The sequence below is a fragment of the Conexibacter sp. CPCC 206217 genome (assembly GCF_030646165.1).
Lineage (GTDB): Bacteria > Actinomycetota > Thermoleophilia > Solirubrobacterales > Solirubrobacteraceae > Conexibacter.
In genome coordinates this window covers 35410-53558 of the sequence record NZ_JAUTDO010000009.1, presented here as the reverse complement: position 1 = coordinate 53558, position 18149 = coordinate 35410, and the positions used below count along the sequence as shown (strand labels likewise).

General features: G+C 71.7%; 18 protein-coding genes. 2 read left to right on the top strand and 16 right to left on the bottom strand.

All coding sequences use genetic code 11. From position 1 onward, the window contains the following. Positions 1-38: 38 nt before the first annotated feature. From Q7L65_RS22160 to Q7L65_RS22120, 9 genes are all read right to left on the bottom strand, one after another. Positions 39-677, bottom strand: a complete 639-nt coding sequence (locus Q7L65_RS22160) for a 4-carboxy-4-hydroxy-2-oxoadipate aldolase/oxaloacetate decarboxylase (protein WP_304724626.1) — start codon at positions 675-677, stop codon at positions 39-41. Further along, complete coding sequence (locus tag Q7L65_RS22155; protein ID WP_304724624.1) at positions 674-1390, bottom strand: PIG-L deacetylase family protein; 717 nt, start codon at positions 1388-1390, stop codon at positions 674-676. Before Q7L65_RS22155 ends, Q7L65_RS22160 begins: the two co-directional genes overlap by 4 nt. Continuing rightward, the gene (locus tag Q7L65_RS22150) at positions 1387-2424 is read right to left on the bottom strand and encodes a zinc-binding dehydrogenase (RefSeq protein WP_304724621.1); all 1038 of its coding nucleotides are present in this window, start codon (positions 2422-2424) and stop codon (positions 1387-1389) included. The genes Q7L65_RS22155 and Q7L65_RS22150 overlap by 4 nt, the downstream gene beginning before the upstream one ends. A gap of 38 nt (positions 2425-2462) precedes the next feature. Continuing rightward, positions 2463-3440, bottom strand: coding sequence for an alpha-ketoacid dehydrogenase subunit beta (locus tag Q7L65_RS22145; protein WP_304724618.1), 978 nt, complete (start codon positions 3438-3440; stop codon positions 2463-2465). After that, positions 3437-4441: a thiamine pyrophosphate-dependent dehydrogenase E1 component subunit alpha gene (locus Q7L65_RS22140; protein WP_304724616.1), complete on the bottom strand. Its 1005-nt coding sequence runs from the start codon at positions 4439-4441 to the stop codon at positions 3437-3439. Before Q7L65_RS22140 ends, Q7L65_RS22145 begins: the two co-directional genes overlap by 4 nt. Beyond that, entirely contained in the window at positions 4438-5436 is a 999-nt protein-coding gene (locus Q7L65_RS22135; protein ID WP_304724614.1) for an alpha-ketoacid dehydrogenase subunit beta, read from the bottom strand. The genes Q7L65_RS22140 and Q7L65_RS22135 overlap by 4 nt, the downstream gene beginning before the upstream one ends. Before the next feature lie 43 nt (positions 5437-5479). Further along, positions 5480-6544 carry a thiamine pyrophosphate-dependent dehydrogenase E1 component subunit alpha gene (locus Q7L65_RS22130; protein ID WP_304724612.1) on the bottom strand — a complete coding sequence of 355 codons (1065 nt, stop codon included), beginning with the start codon at positions 6542-6544 and terminating at the stop codon, positions 5480-5482. Beyond that, positions 6541-7407 carry a sugar phosphate isomerase/epimerase gene (locus Q7L65_RS22125; RefSeq protein WP_304724610.1) on the bottom strand — a complete coding sequence of 289 codons (867 nt, stop codon included), beginning with the start codon at positions 7405-7407 and terminating at the stop codon, positions 6541-6543. The genes Q7L65_RS22130 and Q7L65_RS22125 overlap by 4 nt, the downstream gene beginning before the upstream one ends. A gap of 156 nt (positions 7408-7563) precedes the next feature. Beyond that, positions 7564-8544 (bottom strand): phosphotriesterase, encoded by a 981-nt coding sequence (locus Q7L65_RS22120; protein WP_304724608.1) that lies wholly within the window; start codon positions 8542-8544, stop codon positions 7564-7566. A 125-nt stretch (positions 8545-8669) separates the two neighbouring features. On the opposite strand from Q7L65_RS22120, the gene Q7L65_RS22115 reads away from it, so the two are divergent. Both Q7L65_RS22115 and Q7L65_RS22110 read left to right on the top strand, forming a co-directional pair. Next, a complete protein-coding gene (locus Q7L65_RS22115; protein ID WP_304724606.1) occupies positions 8670-9428 on the top strand; it encodes an SDR family NAD(P)-dependent oxidoreductase in 759 nt (252 codons plus the stop codon). Between the two features lie 98 nt (positions 9429-9526). Beyond that, positions 9527-10573 carry a helix-turn-helix domain-containing protein gene (locus tag Q7L65_RS22110; protein WP_304724604.1) on the top strand — a complete coding sequence of 349 codons (1047 nt, stop codon included), beginning with the start codon at positions 9527-9529 and terminating at the stop codon, positions 10571-10573. Positions 10574-10587: 14 nt separating this feature from the next. On the opposite strand, the gene Q7L65_RS22105 is transcribed toward Q7L65_RS22110, so the two are convergent. The 7 genes from Q7L65_RS22105 to Q7L65_RS22075 form a co-directional block, all read right to left on the bottom strand. Next, complete coding sequence (locus tag Q7L65_RS22105; RefSeq protein WP_304724602.1) at positions 10588-11052, bottom strand: VOC family protein; 465 nt, start codon at positions 11050-11052, stop codon at positions 10588-10590. A gap of 18 nt (positions 11053-11070) precedes the next feature. Then, positions 11071-11916, bottom strand: coding sequence for a ThuA domain-containing protein (locus Q7L65_RS22100; protein WP_304724600.1), 846 nt, complete (start codon positions 11914-11916; stop codon positions 11071-11073). Beyond that, the gene (locus Q7L65_RS22095; protein ID WP_370552615.1) at positions 11913-12995 is read right to left on the bottom strand and encodes an aldo/keto reductase; all 1083 of its coding nucleotides are present in this window, start codon (positions 12993-12995) and stop codon (positions 11913-11915) included. Before Q7L65_RS22095 ends, Q7L65_RS22100 begins: the two co-directional genes overlap by 4 nt. 42 nt (positions 12996-13037) lie before the next feature. Then, positions 13038-14135 (bottom strand): ABC transporter permease, encoded by a 1098-nt coding sequence (locus tag Q7L65_RS22090; RefSeq protein ID WP_304724596.1) that lies wholly within the window; start codon positions 14133-14135, stop codon positions 13038-13040. Further along, positions 14132-15103, bottom strand: a complete 972-nt coding sequence (locus Q7L65_RS22085) for an ABC transporter permease (RefSeq protein ID WP_304724594.1) — start codon at positions 15101-15103, stop codon at positions 14132-14134. Before Q7L65_RS22085 ends, Q7L65_RS22090 begins: the two co-directional genes overlap by 4 nt. A 5-nt stretch (positions 15104-15108) precedes the next feature. After that, on the bottom strand, positions 15109-16695 hold the full coding sequence (locus Q7L65_RS22080; protein WP_304724592.1) for a sugar ABC transporter ATP-binding protein: 1587 nt from the start codon (positions 16693-16695) through the stop codon (positions 15109-15111). 85 nt (positions 16696-16780) lie between these two features. Further along, positions 16781-18136 (bottom strand): substrate-binding domain-containing protein, encoded by a 1356-nt coding sequence (locus Q7L65_RS22075; RefSeq protein ID WP_304724590.1) that lies wholly within the window; start codon positions 18134-18136, stop codon positions 16781-16783. Positions 18137-18149 lie beyond the last annotated feature (13 nt).

The window sequence follows — 18149 nt, the reverse complement described above, 5'->3', positions numbered from 1 at the left end:
CGCGCGGCCCAGCGGCCGCGCGTCCGGCACGCCGCGCCTCAGACACCCTCGACGAGCGCGCGCAGACCGTCGAGGTCGTACGAGCGCTCGCCCGCGCGCAGCCGCTCTCGCTTGGCCGCCTCGCGCTGCTCGCGCGCCTGCGACGCGGCGAGCACCTCCTCGACGCGGTCCGCCGCGACGACCGCGCCGCCGTCGGCGTCGAGCACGACGACGTCGCCCGGCGCGATCCGCGCGCCGCCGACCTCGACCTCGACGTCGAGCGCGCCGACGATCTCCTTCGTCGCGCCGCGCGAGCGCACCCAGCGCGCCCACACCGGCAGGCCCATCGCGCGCAGCTCCTCGAGGTCGCGGATCGAGCCGTCGACGAGCACGCCGGCGGCCCCGGCCACCTGTGCCTGCGTCAGCAGCAGGTCGCCGACCAGCGCCACGGCGCTGGGCTCGGGCATCGTCAGCACGAGCACCTCGCCCGGCCGCAGCCTGGTCATCGCCGCATGGACCATCAGGTTGTCGTCCTGCCCGCAGCGCACGGTGCGCGCGGGGCCCGCCACCCGCGAGCCGGGCACGACCTGCAGCAGGTCGCAGTCCAGCAGCCCGACGCGACCGGCGGCCTCGTAGACGGTCGCCGCCCCGAGCTGCGCGAGCTGCGCATGGACGGCATCGCGGTCGTGCGCGCTCACAGCGATGTCACCACCTGCGGCACGACGCGCATGAACGCCTCGGCGTAGCGGACCTCGGACCGCCCCGCGGCCCGGCGGGCGTGATTGCCGCGATGGCCCGCTCGCTCCGTGTAGTAGTCGCGCAGATAGCTCTGCGCCTGCATCTCGGCCATCGCCTCGAGCTTGCGCTCGAAGACGGGCGTGATGTCCACGAACGTCGTCGGCATGAAGTTGCACAGCTCCGGTTGGTGGGGTTCGAAGAGGAAGAACGCCGGTGGGACGATCGTCGCGAACGCGGAGCTGACGCCGGCGCCGGCCGCCAGGCTGCGCGCGCGATCGACCGCCGCGTGGGCGATCGGATGGTCCGGGTTGAACGGATCCCTGTCGGTGTGCGTGACCAGCACGTGCGGCGCGAACTGCCGGATCGCGTCGGCGATCTCGAGCAGCTGCGCCGCGCCGATCTCGAGCGGGTAGTCGCCGAGGTCGAGGCAGCGGAACGTCGCGCCGACGTGCTCGGCCGCCCGTCGCGCCTCCTCGTGGCGGATCTGCTTGACACGCTCGAGCGTCTGCCCGGGCTGCTTCCAGAGCTCGCCCGACTCGCCGCGCTCGCCGTAGGACAACGCGATCACCTCCGCGCTGCCGCCCGCCGCGGTGACGGCGGCGATCGCGCCGCCGGCCCGCCAGACGAAGTCCGCCGAGTGCGCGCCGATCACCTGGATGCGCCGCTCTCTCATGCCGTCTCCTCCCCGATTCGCACCACGAGCTTCATCGTCTGCGCCGGTCGCTCCAGTGCCCAGCTGAGCGCGCCGGCGACGTCGTCCAGCGGCCATTCGCCGCTGATCAGCCGCCCCAGCTCGTCGCCGCGGCGCTCCACGAGGTCGACCGCCGCGGCGAACTCCGCGCGCGTGCAGCAGCTCGTCCCGAGCACGTCGAGCTCCTTGCGCGTGATGATCCCGAGCGGGATCGCGGCGTCGTCGCCGGGCAGCCCGACGAGCACGACGCGCCCGGCGGGACGCACGATCGCCAGCGCGTCGGCCGCGACCGCGGGCGCGCCGGTCGCCTCGAAGACGACCGGCGGCCCGTCGCCGCCGGCCCACGCGCGCGCCGCCGTGACGAGATCGACCCCGTCGTGCAGCGCGAGCGTGTCCATCCCGAGCGCCGCGCTCGGCTGCAGCCGCGGCGCCAGCCGGTCGACGGCGAGCACGCGCGCGCCGGCTTCCAGCGCGACGACGCCGACCGCCTGTCCGATCGGTCCGGCGCCGAGCACGACGACGGCCTCGCCGGCGCCCACGGCGCCGCGCGCGACCGCGTGGACGGCGACCGACAGCGGCTCGGCGAGCGTCGCGAGCGCGGCGCCGGCGGCGATCGGGAAGCACTGCGCGGCGGGGACGACGAGCGCGTCCTGCAGCCCGCCATCGGTGTGGATGCCGATCAGCCTGAAGTTCGGGCAGGCGTTGCCGCGCCCGGCGCGGCAGACGTCGCAGTAGCCGCAGGCCTGCAGCGGCCAGACCGCGACGCGCGACCCGACCGCCAGGCCGAGGCCGGCGTCGACCTCGGGTCCCAGCGCCGTGACCGTGGCGGCCAGCTCGTGGCCGAGCACGCGCGGAAAGGCCGCGTCGGCCAGCTCGCCGGTGAAGTAGTGCAGGTCCGATCCGCAGACGCCGACCGCCTCCGGCGCCAGCAGCGCCTCGCCCGGCCCGGGCGCGCGCGGCACCGGCACCTCGCGCAGCTCGACGACGCCGGGACCGACCGTCACCGCGGCCCGCATGCGACCTCCCGTTCGTTGACTCCTTCGCGCATCCGGCGTCACCCGTCGGCGAGCGTTCTGCGCACTGCCGCGACGACCTCGTCGGCGCCGGGCAGGTACTCCTCCTCCAGACGCGGGCTCAGCGGGATCGGCGTGAACGGCGCGCCGACGCGCTCGATCGGCGCGTCGAGGTCGTCGAAGCAGGCGGCCTGGACCGTCGCCACGATCTCGCCGCCGAAGCCACCGAACTCGACCGCCTCGTGGGCGACGACGAGGCGGCTCGTGCGCGCGACCGAGGCCGTGATCGCCTCGACGTCGAGCGGCACGAGCGTGCGCGGGTCGATCACCTCGGCCTCGATCCCCTCGCCCGCCAGCCGCTCGGCCGCCTCCAGCGCCGAGCGCACCATCCGCGACGTCGCGACGATCGTGACGTCGGAGCCCGCGCGCAGCGTGATCGCTCTGCCGATCGGCACCGCGGGCGGCTCGTCGGCGACGTCCTCGCGCGCGAAGTACAGCGCCTTGCTCTCGATGAAGACGACGGGGTCGGGATCGGCGATCGCGCTGGTCATCAGACCGGCGGCGTCGACGGCCCGGCTGGGCATCACGACCTTCAGCCCCGGGATGTGCGTCAGCCAGCTCTCCAGGCTCTGGGAATGCTGCGCGCCGCCGCGCTGCCCCGCCCCGCCCTGCGTGCGCAGCACCAGCGGGACCGACAGCTGACCGCCGGACATGAAGCGCGCCTTGGCGGCCTGGTTGACGAGCTGGTCCAGCGCGAGCGTGATGAAGTCGATGAACATGATCTCGACGATCGGCCGCATGCCCGCCTGCGCTGCGCCGACCGCCACACCGCAGACCGCGGCCTCGCTGATCGGCGTGTTGCGCACGCGCTCGCGCCCGAACTCCTCCGACAGACCCGCGGTGGCGGTGTAGGGCCCGCCCTCCGCGACGTCCTCGCCGAGCACGATCACGCGCTCGTCCGCGCGCATCGCGCGCGCGACGGCGTCGCCGACGGCCCGCACGTACGTGGTGCGGCTCATGCGGCGACCCCGTCCGCGTAGACGAGCTGCCGCGGAAGGCCGGACGGCGGGAAGGGGCTCGCGCGCGCGAACGCGGTCGCCGCCTCGACCTCCTCGCGCGCCTGCGCCTCCAGCTCCGCGACCTCTCTGTCGCCCCACCAGCCCTCTTCGCGACCGCGCAGCGTCAGCCGCGCGAGCGGATCCCGCTGCGCCCAGTCGTCGGCCGCGAGCGCCTCGCGGTACGCCTGCGGGTCGCCCTCGTAGTGGCCGCGCAGCCGGTGCGTGAGGCACTCGAGCAGGAACGGGCCGCCGCCCCTGCGCGCCGCCGCCAGGTACGCGCCGAACGCGTCCCAGACCTCCGCGGCGTCGCTGCCGGCGACCGTCGCGCGCTCCATCTCGTAGGGCGCGACGACGTCGCTGACGCGCTCGACGTTCGTGTGCGCCGAGCGCGGCGTGAACTCCGCGAAGCCGTTGTTCTCGCACACGAACACGAGCGGCAGACCCCACAGCGTCGCGAGGTTGACCGACTCGTGGAAATGCCCCGCCTGCACCGCGCCGTCGCCGAAGAAGACGACCGTCACGGCGCCGTCGCCGCGCAGCTTGGCCGCGAGCGCGGTGCCGACGGCGAGCGGCAGGTTGCCGCCGACGACGCCGGTCGCGCCGAGGAAGCCGTGCTCGGCGTCGACGAGGTGCATCGACCCGCCCATGCCGCGGCACAGCCCGCCGTCGCGCCCCATCAGCTCCGCCAGCAGGCGGTCGAGCGGGACCCCCTGGGCGACGGCGTGACCGTGCGCGCGATGCCCGCTGTAGACGGCGTCGCTGTCGCGCAGCTGCCGGCAGACGCCGGCGGCGACGCCCTCGCCGCCGATGCTGAGGTGCATGAGGCCGTAGACCTCGTCGGCGCGCTTCAGCTCGCCGATGCGCTCCTCCAGCGCCCGGATGCGCCACATCGTGCGCAGCAGATCGAGCGCCTGCTCGGGCTGCAGGCCGGCGGCCTGCGACTTGGTGGCGCCGGACGTCACGAGCTCGAGCTCTCCTGCAGCGCGGACGGCGCGACGCCGAGCAGCTCGCGCACCGCGTCGGCGATCTTCGACGGGTCGGGGAGCACGTACTCCTCCATCGGCTGGCTGTAGGCGACGGTCGCGTCGAGCGCGCAGACCATCTTGATCGGCGCCTTCAGGTCGCCGAAACCGTGCTCGGCCACCTCGCCGGCGATCACCGCCGCCGCCGACGCGGCGCGCGTCGCCTGGTCGACGAGCACGAGCCGGCCGGTCTTGGCGACCGAGGCGAGGATCGTGTCGGTGTCCAGCGGCGTCAACGTGCGGGGGTCGATCACCTCGGCCTCGATCCCCTCTGCGGCGAGCCGCTCGGCCGCCTCCAGCGACTGGCCGACCATCCAGCCGGTCGCGACGATCGTGACGTCGCCGCCGCTGCGGCGGATCGCGGCCTGGCCGAACGGGACGAGATGCTCGCCCTCCGGCACGTCGCCGTGCTCCAGCGTCAGCAGGTAGTGGTGGAAGAAGCAGACCGGGTTGTCGTCGCGGATCGCGGTCGCCATCAGGCCCTTGGCGTCGGCGGGCGTCGTCGGCAGCGCGACCTTGAGCCCCGGGACGCCCATGAACATCCCGTAGATCGAGCCGGTGTGCTGGCCGGCCCACCCGGCGGTGAAGCCGTAGCCGGCGCGCAGCACCAGCGGCACGGAGACGCGCCCGCCCGACATGTAGCGGAAGCGCGGCGCCTCGTTGACGACCTGGTCCATCGCCACGAGCATGAACTCCGCCATGTACAGCTCCACCACCGGCCGCAGGCCGGTCAGCGCCGCGCCGACGGCCATGCCGATCTCGGCGGTCTCCGAGATCGGCGTGACGCGCACGCGGTCCTTGCCGAAGTTCTTCATGAACTCGTCGTTCTCGGTGGTGGCGAGGTTCTGCCCGTAATAGAGCACGCGCTCGTCACGGCGCATCTCGAGGTCGATCGCCTCGTCGATCGCGGCGATGTATGCAAGTTCACGTGGCACGGGTTACCTCATTCGGAAACGGCATGGTTGAATCCACTGCGGCTCAGGCGTAGACGTGGAGGAGCGCGTCCTCGGCGGCCGGCAACGGGCTCTCGAGGGCGAAGTCGACGGCCTCCTGCATCTCCGTGCGCGCGGCCGCCGTGATCGCGTCGGCCTGCTCGGCTGTGAGGATCCCGTCGGAGACGAGCCGTCCGCGCATGCGCGGGACCGGATCGCCGCGCAGCGCGGCTTCGTACTCCTCCGTCGCGCCGAAGACCGAGATCGCCTCGTGCTCCGGGTAGTGCAGCGGCACGCCGGGCGGAGCGATGATGTTCCCGTGCGCGCTGAGCCGGTAGACCTTCGACTCCACGAGCGTGGGGCCGCCGCCGGAGCGCGCCCGCTCGACGGCCTCGCCGACGGTCGCGAGCACCAGCTCGGGGTCGCCGCCGTCGATCGTCACGCCGAGCATCGAGAACGCCTTCGCCTTCACGGCCAGCGGCTCGCCGTTGGCGGCGTTGGCGTCCTCCTGATCGCTGCGCGTGACGACGTTGTAGTCGTTGTTCTCCATCACGTAGACGATCGGGAGCTTCCACAGCGAGGCGATGTTCAGCGACTCGGCGAACGCGCCCTGCTTGGAGGCGCCGTCGCCGAAGAAGCAGAGCACGACGCGGCCGTCTCTGCGCACCTGCGCGGCGTACGCCGCGCCGGTCGCCTGCGGGATGCCCTGCGCGACGATGCCGGAGGTGCCCATGAAGCCGCGCTCGGTGTCGAGCAGGTGCATCGAGCCGCCGTAGCCCGAGCAGACGCCGGTCGTGCGGCCGTAGATCTCGGCCATCATCGCCTTCGGGTCGGTCCCGAGCACGAGCGGGTAGCCGTGGCAGCGATAGGTCGCGAACGCCTGGTCGCCCTCGGCCATCGCGGCGACCGATCCGATGATCGACCCCTCCGCGCCGTCGGCGAGGTGCGTGTGCCCGCGGATCACGCCGGGGTGCTCGGTGAAGGTGCGCTTGACGCGCTCCTCGAACTCGCGCACGCGCGTCATCTGGGTCAGCATCCAGATCAGGCGCTCTGCGCTGACGCGCTCGCGCTGGTTGGCCTCGTCGGTCACGTCCGTCTCTCCCTCGTTCACGCGACCGCTGCGCCGAACTGCGCGCGGGTCGACTCGTAGGCTCGTTGGAACTCCTGCTCGATCGGAAGCGCGCGCAGCTCCGCCGAGAGCACTTCCACCCCCCATGGGCCGGCGTAGCCGATCTCAGCGCACGCGGCCACGTAGCCGGGGTTGTCGAACTCGCCCTCGCCGGGCAGGCGGCGGTGGTTGATCGTCTCGTCGATGCGGTCGTCGCGGTCGGCGAAGAGGCCGTCCGACAGCTCGACCCACGTCAGCCGATCGGCCGGCAGGGCGCGCAGCGCGGCGGGCGCGATCGCCATCTTGCTCATGTGCCAGACGTCGATCGCGACGCCGCCGTTGTCGGCGTCGATGCCCTCGGCGAACGCGACCATCGCGTCGAGCGTGTTGACGTTGACGTCGAACGGCATCGGCTCGTAGACGATGTCGACGCCGTGCTGCGCAGCCTCCGCGCACAGCTCGTTGAAGCTCTCGATCACGCGCCCCAGCTCGGCCGCGGTCCCGGGGATGTTGCCGACCTTGACGTGCAGCGGCGCGAGCACCGCGGCCGCGTCGAGCAGTTGCTTGCGACGGCGGTCGGAGGCGCGGCGCGCCGCGCTGCCCTGCTCCACGAAGAAGTCGTCGATGAACTCGAGCTGCAGGTGCTTCAGGCCGGCGTCGTCGAACGTGCGCTTGATCTCCTGCAGCGTGCGGGTCTCGAGCTGGTGCTCGATGTCGGCGTGCCACAGCCCGATGCCGGCGAAGCCGACCTTCGCCGCCTGCTCGCACCGCGCGGACCACTCGAAGGTGCTCCACTCGCGTCCGTAGTGCACGTCCACCGGACCGGACACGGTCCAGTACAACGCCATCAACTCCACGTCATCCACGACGCGCTCCCTTCGCTTCACCGTTCCGGATCGCACGAGGTGCGCCGGTGCTCTCTCTCAATCCTCCGAACACGCTAACCGCGAAGGCCCGGCGCGGCTGTGCGACGCGTGACGGGTTCCTTGCCGATACGTGCAGGCCGCCGGACAGCGCGCTCGTCACGTCCGCTGCGCGCCCGTCAGCCAGTTGCGCGGGTTGTCGGCGAACAGGCGCTGCAGCGCCGCGTCGTCGAGCGCCCCCGCCTCCAGCAGCGCCGGCACGACGCGCTCGAACACGAGGCCCATCCCATACGGGTTGGACTCGCCCTCGCGCACGATCGCCTCCATCGTCTCCGGCGGGAACCAGTCGATCGTCGCGCAGAAGTCGTGCGACACGACGAGCCGATCGCCCCGGCCGCGTCGCAGCAGCTCGGCGGCGACGTCGATGCGCGCGGCGGTGAACGGCGGCCGCGGCGAGCCGAAGCGGTCGAGGCCAACGTACACGCCGAGCTCCAGCAGGCGCTCGATCTGGTCGACGTCGGTCGTGTCGCCGTAGTGGCAGATCTGCACGTGCGCGGGGTCGACGCCCTCTTCGAGCAGGAGCTGGACCTGCCGCGGCCCGTTGTCGACGGCCGGCGCGGAGTGCGCCATGATCGGCACGCCCGTCCGCAGCGCCGCCCGCGCCGCCGCGCGATGGACCTTCTCGACCCCGGGCGTGATCCCCGGCTCGTCGGCCGCGACCTTGATGAACGCGGCGCGCACGTCCGTGCCCTGGATCCCCTGCTCGACGTCCTCGGCGAAGTGGTCGGCCATCACGTCGACCGAGCGGTTCTCGAAGTAGAACGGCAGCCGGTCGAACGTGTAGATCCCGGTGCACGCGACGATCTGCACCCCTGTCAGCTCGGCGACGCGCGCGAGGAACCTGACGTCGCGCCCGGCGTTCATCGCGGTCGGGTCGACGATCGTTCTCACGCCATGGGCCATCGCGACGCCGACGGCGTCGACGGCGGCACGCAGCTCGGCGGCCGGGTCGTAGCGCGACGGCCAGTTCGCCGCGACGGCGTCGTCGCGAAAGCGCAGGTGCTCGTGGCCGAGCGTCTTCCCCAGCGCGGTCGCGTCGAGCGGGCCCGAGACGGTGTTGATCTGCGGAGCTGGTGCCATCCGCGGGACGTTAGGCGCGCCGTGCACGGGCGTCGAGACACGCGTCCCATTCGTACACGGAGGGGCAAGGAATCTCGCGCTCAACGGCACGCGCGCGCGGACGAGGGCGCCTAAGCTTCGCCACGATGTCGTCGAAGATGAAGGGCAAGGCCGGCCTGGTGACCGGCGCCGCGAGCGGCATCGGCCGCGCGTGCGCGGTGGCGCTGGCGGCGGAGGGCGCACACGTGGTGATCGCCGATCTCGCGTCCGCGCAGGACGGCGCGCGCGAGACGCTGCGGCTCGTCGAGGAGGCCGGCGGCAGCGGCGCGCTGCAGGTCTGCGACGTGACCCGGCCCGAGGACCACGACGCGCTCTGCGCCGCCGTCCTCGCGCACCACGGGGCGCTCGACTTCGCCTGCAACAACGCGGGCATCGGCGGCCACGGGCTGCTGGCCGACACCGACGTCGCGCTCTTCGACCGCATCATCGCGGTCAACCTGCGCGGCACGTTTCTCGGCATGCGCAGCCAGATCCGCGCGATGCTCGGCCACGGCGGCGGCGCGATCGTCAACACGGCGTCCAACGCCGGCCTGCGCGGTGTGCGCGAGATCGGCGCCTACGTCGCGAGCAAGCACGGCATCGTCGGGCTGACCAAGAACGGCGCGCTGGAATACGGCGACGCGGGCATCCGCGTGAACGCCGTCTGCCCCGGTGTGATCGAGGCCGGTCTGACGGAGGACGTCTCGCAGGAGCGCAAGCAGGAGCTGATGGCGCCGCATGCGATCAAGCGGTTGGGCCTGCCGACCGAGGTCGCGGCGGCGGCGCTGTGGCTGTGCTCGGACGACTCCTCGTTCGTGACCGGCGTCGCGCTGCCGGTCGACGCCGGCTCGATCGCCGGCTGGTGAACGCTCCAACGCGCCGACGCCATTTTGCTTGTGTGCGGCGGTGTTAGCATAATCTGCACGTCGTACGGGGCACGTCGTACGGCAGGACGGAGGAGAGCATGGATTCTGAGATGCAGGTCGTCGTCGCCGCGGCGCCCGAGACCGCTCGTTCGGAGCGCTGGCGGGTCAGCGGCGCCGCGGACGCCAACGGCGGCCTCCACGCCTGGGCCGACGTGCTCGCGAAGACGCACGTCGCGTTCAACGCCCGCATGACGCAGAGGACGCCGACCGTCTTCCAGGGCGTCGTCACGCGGCGCTGGCTCGACGACCTGATGCTGGTCGACTGCGAGTGCCTGCCGTTCGAGGGGATCAACGACGTCGCCGGCAACGCGTACGACGACGCGGGCGCCGTGCTCGGGCTGCAGTTCGTGCGCCGGGGCGTCGAGCGCGTGCACGAGCGTGGCGAGCGCAGCCTCGCGCGCGCCGGCGACGTGAAGGTGTGGAGCGGCTGGGAGCCGGTCGACATCGAGGTGCTCGAACCGTTCGTCAAGCGCACGCTGATCTTCCCGCTCGAGCGCGTCGCGGCAGTCTGCCCGCGGCTGTCGTATGCCAACAGCGTGCCGCCGCTGGCCGAGAGCGCCACGCGGCTGCTCGTGCGGTATGTCAACGCGGTCGCGATCGAGCTGCCGCAGCTCGATCGCCCGGCGGCGTCGGCCGCCGCGGACGCTGCGCTGGAGTTGCTGCGCGCGGCGCTGGAGCCCGGCGTGCCGAGCAGCCGCACCGCCCGCACCGAGGCGCTGCGCGGCGAGGTGCGCGCGTACATCCGCTCCCATCTGCAGGACCCGACGCTGTCGCCCGAGATGATCGCGCACGCCCATGCGGTCTCGGTGCGCGCGCTGCATGCCGCCTTCGAGCAGAGCGACGAGTCCGTCGCACGGCTCGTCCGCCGCGAGCGCCTCGCGCGCTGCCGTGCGGATCTCGAGCGCCCGACCGGCGGCACCGTCACCGACGTCGCGTTCCGCTGGGGCTTCACCAACGCTGCGCACTTCTCGCGCACGTTCAAGGCGGAGTACGGGATCTCCCCCTCCGAGCTGAGCCGCGCCGCGCGCGAGCGCAGCCCAGCGCACGTGGGCGCGCCCGCGACGCGCACGCTGACGGGCCTGTAGACCTTCCCGGGGGTTCAGGCGCCGGCTCGCTTGTACTCCTCGCGGAACTCGATCACCGTGCCGCCCGGCGCGGTGTCGAAATAGCACCAGCGCTCGCCGTTGAAGACGGCGGCGACGAGCAGCGGGTGCCCCTGGGCGGTGAAGATGTCGACCATCTCGTCGTAGTTGGAGACGCCGAACGCGATGTGGTGGATGCCCTCGCCCTTCTCGGCGATGAACGTCGACCAGATCGACTTGTCGTCGAGCGGCTGGAGCAGCTCGATCGTCAGCGGACCGAATTTCAGGAACACGAGGCGGACGGCAAACGCCGAGCCGGCGATCATGTCCGCCGGCTCGGGTGCGTAGTCGAAGACCTCGGGGTCTCCGATGTTCCAGATCGAGGACAGCAGCTTCGCCGTCGCCTCCGCGTCCTTGACCGCGATGCCGACGTGGCTCAGGTTCGTGAGCTGTGCCGTGCCGTCAGAGAGCTGCCAGGTCATCCGTTCCTCCATCGTTGATCATCTCTCGACTTCCGCGCGACCCCCGCCTGCTGCGCCCAGCCTGCGAAACCATCCGTCGTGCAGCTCGTGCGCCTTCGCCGCGTCCGGGTGCTGGCCGTCGAAGGGCGACAGGTCGACGGTCGTCGCCGCCTCCCGGTTCGCCCATCGCACGCTGTTGGCCAGCACCTGCTGGACCTCGGGCTGGTGGTAGGTCGGGTAGGACTCGTGGCCGGGGCGGAAGTAGAAGATCCGCCCGTTGCCGCGCTGCCAGCAGCAGCCGCTGCGGAAGACCTCACCGCCGCGGAAGGTGCTGAGGAAGACGAGCTCGTCGGGCGCCGGGATGTCGAAGAACTCGCAGTAGACCTCCTCGACCGGGATGACGAAGCGCGCCGGGACGCCCTCGCTGATCGGGTGGCCCGGGCTCACCGTCCAGATCGCCTCCCAGTCGTCGGACTGGCGCCAGCCCTCGGAATTGCACGTCGTGCCCATGAGGCGGCGGAAGATCTTCGACTCGATCCCGGCGTGGAGCATGATCAGGCCCATCCCTTCGCGCACGCGCTGCCACACGCGCTCGACCGTCTCGTCGGGCACGAGGTGGTGCTTGACGTGCGACCACCAGACGAGGACGTCGGTCGCCTCCAGCAGCTCCGGGCCGAGCCCGGCCGCCGGGTCGGCCAAGACGGAGGTGCGCACCTCGGCGCCGTCGCCGAGGCGCTCGCGCAGGAGGCGAGCGACCGCCTCGTGGACGTCGTCGGGGTACAGCTCGCGCGCGCGATCCACGTAACCGCGGTAGTTCAGCGGCTCCGGACGCTCGCCGAGGGTGTCGAGGTCGAGGAAGCCCTCGCCCCACACGGTGACTCTCATGCCGGTCTTCCTTGCTCGGTGCTCGATGGGTGAAGGTGTGGCGCGATCAGCGACAGGTCGGCCTCGCTGAGTCGTTCGCTGGCCGCGTTGCGGTGATGCCAGAACGGGTACAGCAGCGCGGGCCGGCTCACGGCCTCCAGACGCGCATGGTCCTCGGCGCCGAGGCTCAGCTCGCCGGCCGCGAGGTTGTCGGCCAGCTGCTCGGCGCTGCGGGCGCCGAGGATCACGCTGCTGATCCCGGGCCGCGCCAACAGCCAGGCGATTGCCACGCGCGCCGGTGAGACCGCGTGCGCCGCGGCCAGCTCCCGCAGCACGTCGACGGTGTCGTAGAGCTTCTCGGGGTCGTAGAGCGGCGGCTCGATCCAGTCTCCAGCGTGGCGAGCGCCGGTCGGCACCGGTGCGTCGCGACGGTACTTGCCCGTCAGGTAGCCGCCGGCCAGCGGGCTGTAGATCAGCAGCCCGACGCCCTGATCGATGGCCGACGGCACCAGCTCGTACTCGGCGGAGCGCTCCTGCAGCGACAGGTAGATCTGCTGGCTGACGAAGCGCGGCAGGCGCCGGGCGTCCGCGATGCCCAAGGCCTTCATGATCTGCCAGCCGGCGAAGTTCGAGCACCCCACGTAGCGGACCTTGCCCGACCGGACGAGGTCGTCCAGCGCCCCGAGCGTCTCCTCCAGCGGTGTCTGCCCATCCCAGTCGTGGACCTGGAAGAGGTCGATGTGATCGGTGCGCAGCCGCCGCAGGCTCGCCTCGCACGCGGCGATCAGATGATGCCGCGAAAGGCCGGCGTCATTCGGTCCCGGGCCCATCGCGAAGCGCGCTTTGGTCGCGAGCAGAACGCGGTCTCGACGGGTGCCGAGCGCTTCTCCGAGGATCTCCTCCGAGCCGCCCGCGGAGTAGTGGTCAGCGGTGTCGACCAGATTCACCCCCTGGTCGATCGCGGTGTCGAGCAGCCGGCGCGCGCCGTCCACGTCGAGGCGGCCGACGTCGCCGTAGCCGTGCCCGCCGCCGAACGTCATCGTGCCCAGCGCGAGCGCGGACACGCGCAGCCCGGATGCTCCCAGTCGTCGATATTCCAAGACTTCCTCTCTCAGCGAGACGGGGGTCGGCGCATGCCGTCGTCAGATCCGGTCCGCGGTCCGGCGGTCCCGGCCATAGGCCGGCACCACGAGCAGGATCACGAGGCCGTAGAAGACCTGCTGACCGCCCTGACCGAGGCCGTGGCCGATCAGGATCGTCGTCAGCATGGTGAGCAGGATCGCGCCGAGCACGGTGCGCCAGTAGTCGCCGCGCGCACCCACCAGCGCGGTCCCGCCGACGATCACCGACGCCAGGCTGGAGAACAGGTAGGTGTCGCCGATGCGGATGTTGCCGGTGCCGCTGAAGCCCGCCAGCATCAGCCCCGCGAACGAGGCCGCGACCGCGCTGAGCGCGAAGGCGAACATCCAGACCCGGCGCACCGGGACCAGCCCGACCTCCGCTGCGCGCGGGTTGGCGCCCGAGGCGTAGATGCGCCGGCCGATGACGGTCTTGTGCAGGAGGACCGCCATCAGGATCGCGATCACCGCCCAGATCACGACGATCGGCGGGATGTCCAGGCCGAAGCTGTCGGTGGCCGGCGAGGTGAGCCGGCTGACCCACGCCGGGACGCCGGCGTCCACGAGGCCGTTCGTCCACACCGCGACGGCTCCGATCACCACCGTTCCGACGCCCAGCGTGACGACGAGCGGCTCGACCTTGAAGCGGTTGCAGATCCATCCGGTCCCAGCGCCGATCGCGATCGCGACGACGATCTGCGCCACCACGGCGAGCCCGAACGGCCAGCCATGGATCCCGGCCAGCTGCGGGACCATGAAGTTGCCGACAGTGATGAAGGCCGGGACCGAGAGGTCGACGCCGCCGATCAGGATGACGATCTGCTGGCCGACGGCCGCGATGCCCAGGAACGCCGCGATGATGAGCATCGTCTTGATGCTCGAGTAGCGCGAGAACCCGTCGAGCGACGCGGCGCCGTAGGCGAACAGCAGCGCGAGCGCGGCCGCCTGCATCAGCGGCAGGCGCCGCTGGATCGAGGCCAGGCGCGCGAACAGCGGGTTCTGGGTCAGGCCCAGGCGTCCGCGCGGGACCGGGGGCCTCGGTTCGGGCAGCGCGGCGCCCGCGGAGCGGCCGGTCTCCGGGGTCAGCGGATCGTTCATGCCGGTGTCGGCGCCGGTGCTCATGCGAGTGCCTCCTTGCGGCGGCCCGTGGACGCGAAGCGCGAGCTGAGCACGACTGCGCCCACCAGCACGCCTCCGTAGGCGACCTGGAACCAGGTCGGCGCGACGCCCAGGTTGCTCAACAGGTTCTGGATCAGGAAGATGCACGCCGCGCCGAAGACGCCGCCCAGCATCCCGCCTCGGCTGCCGTTCATGACGGTGCCGCCGAGGCTCACCGCGGCGATGCCGACGAGCGTGTACTGCTGGCCGATCGTCGGGTCCGCGCCACGCGTCAGGCCGATGAGCGCGAACGCCGCCACTGCCGCGATGGCGCCGCCGAGGCCATAGGCGATGAGCCGGACGCGGACCACGTTGATGCCCGCGGTCAGCGCGGCCCGGTCGCTGCCGCCGACCGCCTGCAGCGTTCTGACGTACGAGGTGCGCCGTCGCAGCACCGCCCAGACGCCGAGCGGGATCAGGATCAGGATCAATCCGTAGGGAATCGGTCCCAGCGAACCGGCCAGGTGGTCCGTCCACCCGCCCTGGGTCGACTGGGCCGCCGGCAGGATCCACTGGCTGACGCCGCCGAGGATGAAGTACATGCAGAGGGTGGCGATCACCGGCTGGTAGCGCAGCACGGCGATGTTGAAGCCGTTGAGCACCCCGACGCCGGCCCCCAGGAGCACGCCGATCGGGATCGCCAGCTCGGGTCCGCCCAGCCCGTGCGGCTGCAGGTAGACGGCGTAGACGACGCCGATCAGCCCGACGAGCGGGCCGATCGAGACGTCGATGCCGCCGCCGCCGCTCATGATCTGCGGCGTGCTCGCCATCGCCACGAGGGCGAACGGCGCGAGCCCGGCGAGCGTCGTCTCATAGGTGCTCGGATCGCCGAACGCCGGCAGCACCAGGATGTTGGCGATCAGCAGCGCGATCGCCAGTACGAGCGCGAAGGCGAAGGTGTTCGTGCGGAGCACGGTCATCATGCGTTCCATCTGCGTCACCGTCCGAAGAAGCTGGATACGAGCGAGTGGCGGGTCAGCTGGTCGTGCGGGATCTGCGTGTGCACGGCGCCTTCGCGAAAGACGATCACGCGGTCGGCCATCTGCACCAGCTCGTCGACGTCCGTCGACACCATCACCACGGTGAGGCCGTCGGCCGTCAGGCGTGCGAGCAGCTCGTAGAGGTCCCGCTTGGCGCCCGGGTCGATCCCGCGCGTCGGGTCGTCCAGCAGCAGCACCCGCGGGTTGACCGCCAGCCAGCGCGCGAGCACGACCTTCTGCTGGTTGCCGCCCGAAAGGGTCGAGATCGGGTTCGCCGGGTCGGCGAGCTTGATCTTCAGGCTCTCGATGTAGCCGGCCAGCCGGCGGCGCGTGCGGCTGCGCGCCAGCAGGCCGCCACGGCGGTCCGCGCTCATCGTCGCCAACGCGAAGTTGTCGTTGATCGAGAGCGTCTCGAAGATGCCGTCGGTCTGACGATCGCGCGGCACGTACGCGACGCCGAGCCGGTACGCGTGCTTGCGCGACCGCACCACGGTCTCCCGATCGCCGATGACCGTGACCGTCCCCGCCGCCGGCTGAGCGCCCGCCAGGACCTGCAGGAACTGCTCCTGCCCGTGGCCTTCGAGCCCGGCCACGCCGACCAGCTCGCCCTCGACGACGGTCTCGTCGATCGGCGTCGCGCCGTCGTGCAGCTTGAGCCCGTCGGTGCGCAGCACCGGTCGTGCGGCGCTCGCGTCTCGCTCGCGATGGGCCACCAGCCACTCGTGGGCCTCCTCGCGCTGCTCCTCCTCGGCGCCGGCCATCAGGCGGACGATCTCGGACGTGGTGATCTCACCGCGCCGGACCGTCGCGACGGTCTCCCCCGCGCGCATGACCGTGATGACGTCGCCGATCTCCTCGATCTCGTCCATGCGGTGCGAGATGAAGACGATCGCCGTGCCGCCCGCCGCGAGGCGCTTGAGGACCGCGAAGAGCCGGTTGCGCGTGGCGATGTCCAGTGCCGACGTCGCCTCGTCGAGGATCAGGACCGCCGGCTCGCGCAGCAACGCGCGGGCGATGCCGAGCGTCTGACGCTCGCTGAGCGGCAGCGTTCCCGCCTCGGCGTCGAGGTCCGGCGCCTTGCCCAGCAGCTGCTCGAGCACCGCGGCCGCCCGCGGACGGCGCTCGGCGAGGTCGCCGTTGCGGCGCAAGACCCCGTCGGCGCCGAGCCAGACGTTGTCGAGCACCGACTGGGCGTCGACCACCATCATGTTCTGGAAGACGCCGACGATGCCCTCCGACATCGCCTCCCGCGGCCCGCTCAACGCGGCGCGCACGGTGCCGCCGACGTCGACGGTCCCGCGGTCGGGCGCCGCGATCCCGGTCAGCAGCTTGACGGTGGTGCTCTTGCCCGACCCGTTCTCGCCGACGACCGCGTGGACCTCGCCGGCGTTCAGCGTGATCGAGCAATGCCGCAGGGCCTGCGTCGACCCATAGGCCTTCGTCACGCCGGTCAGCCGAACGACGATCCCGGGCTCGGCGGTCACCGACGTGAGGGCGTGCTCGTCGCGCGCGCCCGTTCCCGTCACATTCTCGACGTGACTCATCTCTGATGCTCCTCCGTCCGTTCTGCTCGACGAATCAGCGCGCACGGGCGGCCCGGCCGCTCGGCCGGGCCGCCCGTGGTCCGCGCTACTGGCCGAGCAGCTCCTCGATGCCCTCGGCCTCGCCCTCGTCGATGCCGGGAGGCGCTCTGACCCCCGGTCTCGAGAAGTACCCGTCGAGGTCCTCGCTCGACAGCAGCGAGTACGGGAACGCCTCGCCGACGTTCACGTTGGCGGAGTTGAAGCCGTCCTGCTTCTGGAAGTCCGCGATCTCGTCGATGTTGTCGTTGGTGACCAGGTAGCCCTGACCGATGATGCTGTTGAGCTTCGGCCCCTTGCCCTGCAGCACCCGCAGCGCGATGTCGATCGGGATCCGGTCGAACTCGTAGCCGCCGGACGCGGTGGCCGCGCTGCCCCACTCGTCCTTGTGCTCCTTCTGATAGGCCAGGCAGCCGACGATCGCGCCCATGTTGGTGACGTAGGGCACTCTTCTGCCGAGCTGCTCGAACGCGCTCACGATGCCCGGGCAGGTCACGCCGCCGTCGCCGACGCCGTCGATCTCCTCCGGGTGCGAGGCCAGGAACTGAAGCACGACGCTCTTGGCGACCGAGTTGGAGTAGGTGCTCTGCAGCGGCGTGTCGTTGACGACCTTGATGTCGGGGCAGTTCGACAGCGCGGCCTTCATGCCGGCGAGACCGGCGATGGCGGTCGGCTGGGTCGCCTGACCCTGCACGAGCAGGTAGTTGCCCGTGCCTCTCATGTAGTTCTTGGCGACGTACGCGGTCGGCACCGCGCCGTTGAGCCACGGGTTCGTGGTCCAGTTGACGGCGTAGGGCGACGTCACGACGCCGGAGGTGGTGATCGTCGGGATGCCTGCCTTGTAGGCCGCCGTGATCGTCGGGATCAGCGCCGTCGTGCTGTTGGGCTCGACGATGATGACGTCGACCTTCTGCTGGATCAGCGAGTTGAACTGCTGGATCTGCGGCGCGACGTCGTAGCTCGGCGCGGCGCGGAGCACGAGGTCCTTGACCAGGCCGTCCTCCTTCAGCTTGCCGACGAGGAACTCGACGTCACGCTTGACGCCCTGGTTGTAGGGCTGCTCGAGCGGGCCGTTGAGGAAGCCGATCGTCCACGGCGGGCCGTGTCTGGGTCTGAAGTCCGCGTAGGCGCTTCTGTCGATCTGGTAGGGCAGGCCCTCGTAGTACTTCTGCAGCTTCTCGGGCAGCTGGGCGACGAGGTTGCCGGGATCCTTGAGCGGGCCGATCGGCACGTCACCGCACTGTCCTCTGGGTCCGGCCGACGCCTGCGCCGCCTGCGTGTCCGCCGCCTGCGCGCTCGACGAGTCGGCTCCCGCGCCGGCCGTGGTCGCGCCGCCGTCGCTGCCGCAACCCGCGCCGACCAGCGCAAGGACTGCAAGCGCCGCCACCACGACCGGAAGCTTCATTCGTGAGTCCATC

Coding starts and splice junctions, on each gene's coding strand:
- Q7L65_RS22150 (WP_304724621.1), bottom strand. CDS start 2,424: ATGCGGGCCGCGGTGACGGTCGGTCCCGGCGTCGTCGAGCTGCGCGAG.
- Q7L65_RS22085 (WP_304724594.1), bottom strand. CDS start 15,103: ATGGAACGCATGATGACCGTGCTCCGCACGAACACCTTCGCCTTCGCG.
- Q7L65_RS22075 (WP_304724590.1), bottom strand. CDS start 18,136: ATGAAGCTTCCGGTCGTGGTGGCGGCGCTTGCAGTCCTTGCGCTGGTC.
- Q7L65_RS22105 (WP_304724602.1), bottom strand. CDS start 11,052: ATGACCTGGCAGCTCTCTGACGGCACGGCACAGCTCACGAACCTGAGC.
- Q7L65_RS22155 (WP_304724624.1), bottom strand. CDS start 1,390: ATGAGAGAGCGGCGCATCCAGGTGATCGGCGCGCACTCGGCGGACTTC.
- Q7L65_RS22115 (WP_304724606.1), top strand. CDS start 8,670: ATGTCGTCGAAGATGAAGGGCAAGGCCGGCCTGGTGACCGGCGCCGCG.
- Q7L65_RS22100 (WP_304724600.1), bottom strand. CDS start 11,916: ATGAGAGTCACCGTGTGGGGCGAGGGCTTCCTCGACCTCGACACCCTC.
- Q7L65_RS22080 (WP_304724592.1), bottom strand. CDS start 16,695: ATGAGTCACGTCGAGAATGTGACGGGAACGGGCGCGCGCGACGAGCAC.
- Q7L65_RS22120 (WP_304724608.1), bottom strand. CDS start 8,544: ATGGCACCAGCTCCGCAGATCAACACCGTCTCGGGCCCGCTCGACGCG.
- Q7L65_RS22145 (WP_304724618.1), bottom strand. CDS start 3,440: ATGAGCCGCACCACGTACGTGCGGGCCGTCGGCGACGCCGTCGCGCGC.
- Q7L65_RS22110 (WP_304724604.1), top strand. CDS start 9,527: ATGGATTCTGAGATGCAGGTCGTCGTCGCCGCGGCGCCCGAGACCGCT.
- Q7L65_RS22090 (WP_304724596.1), bottom strand. CDS start 14,135: ATGAGCACCGGCGCCGACACCGGCATGAACGATCCGCTGACCCCGGAG.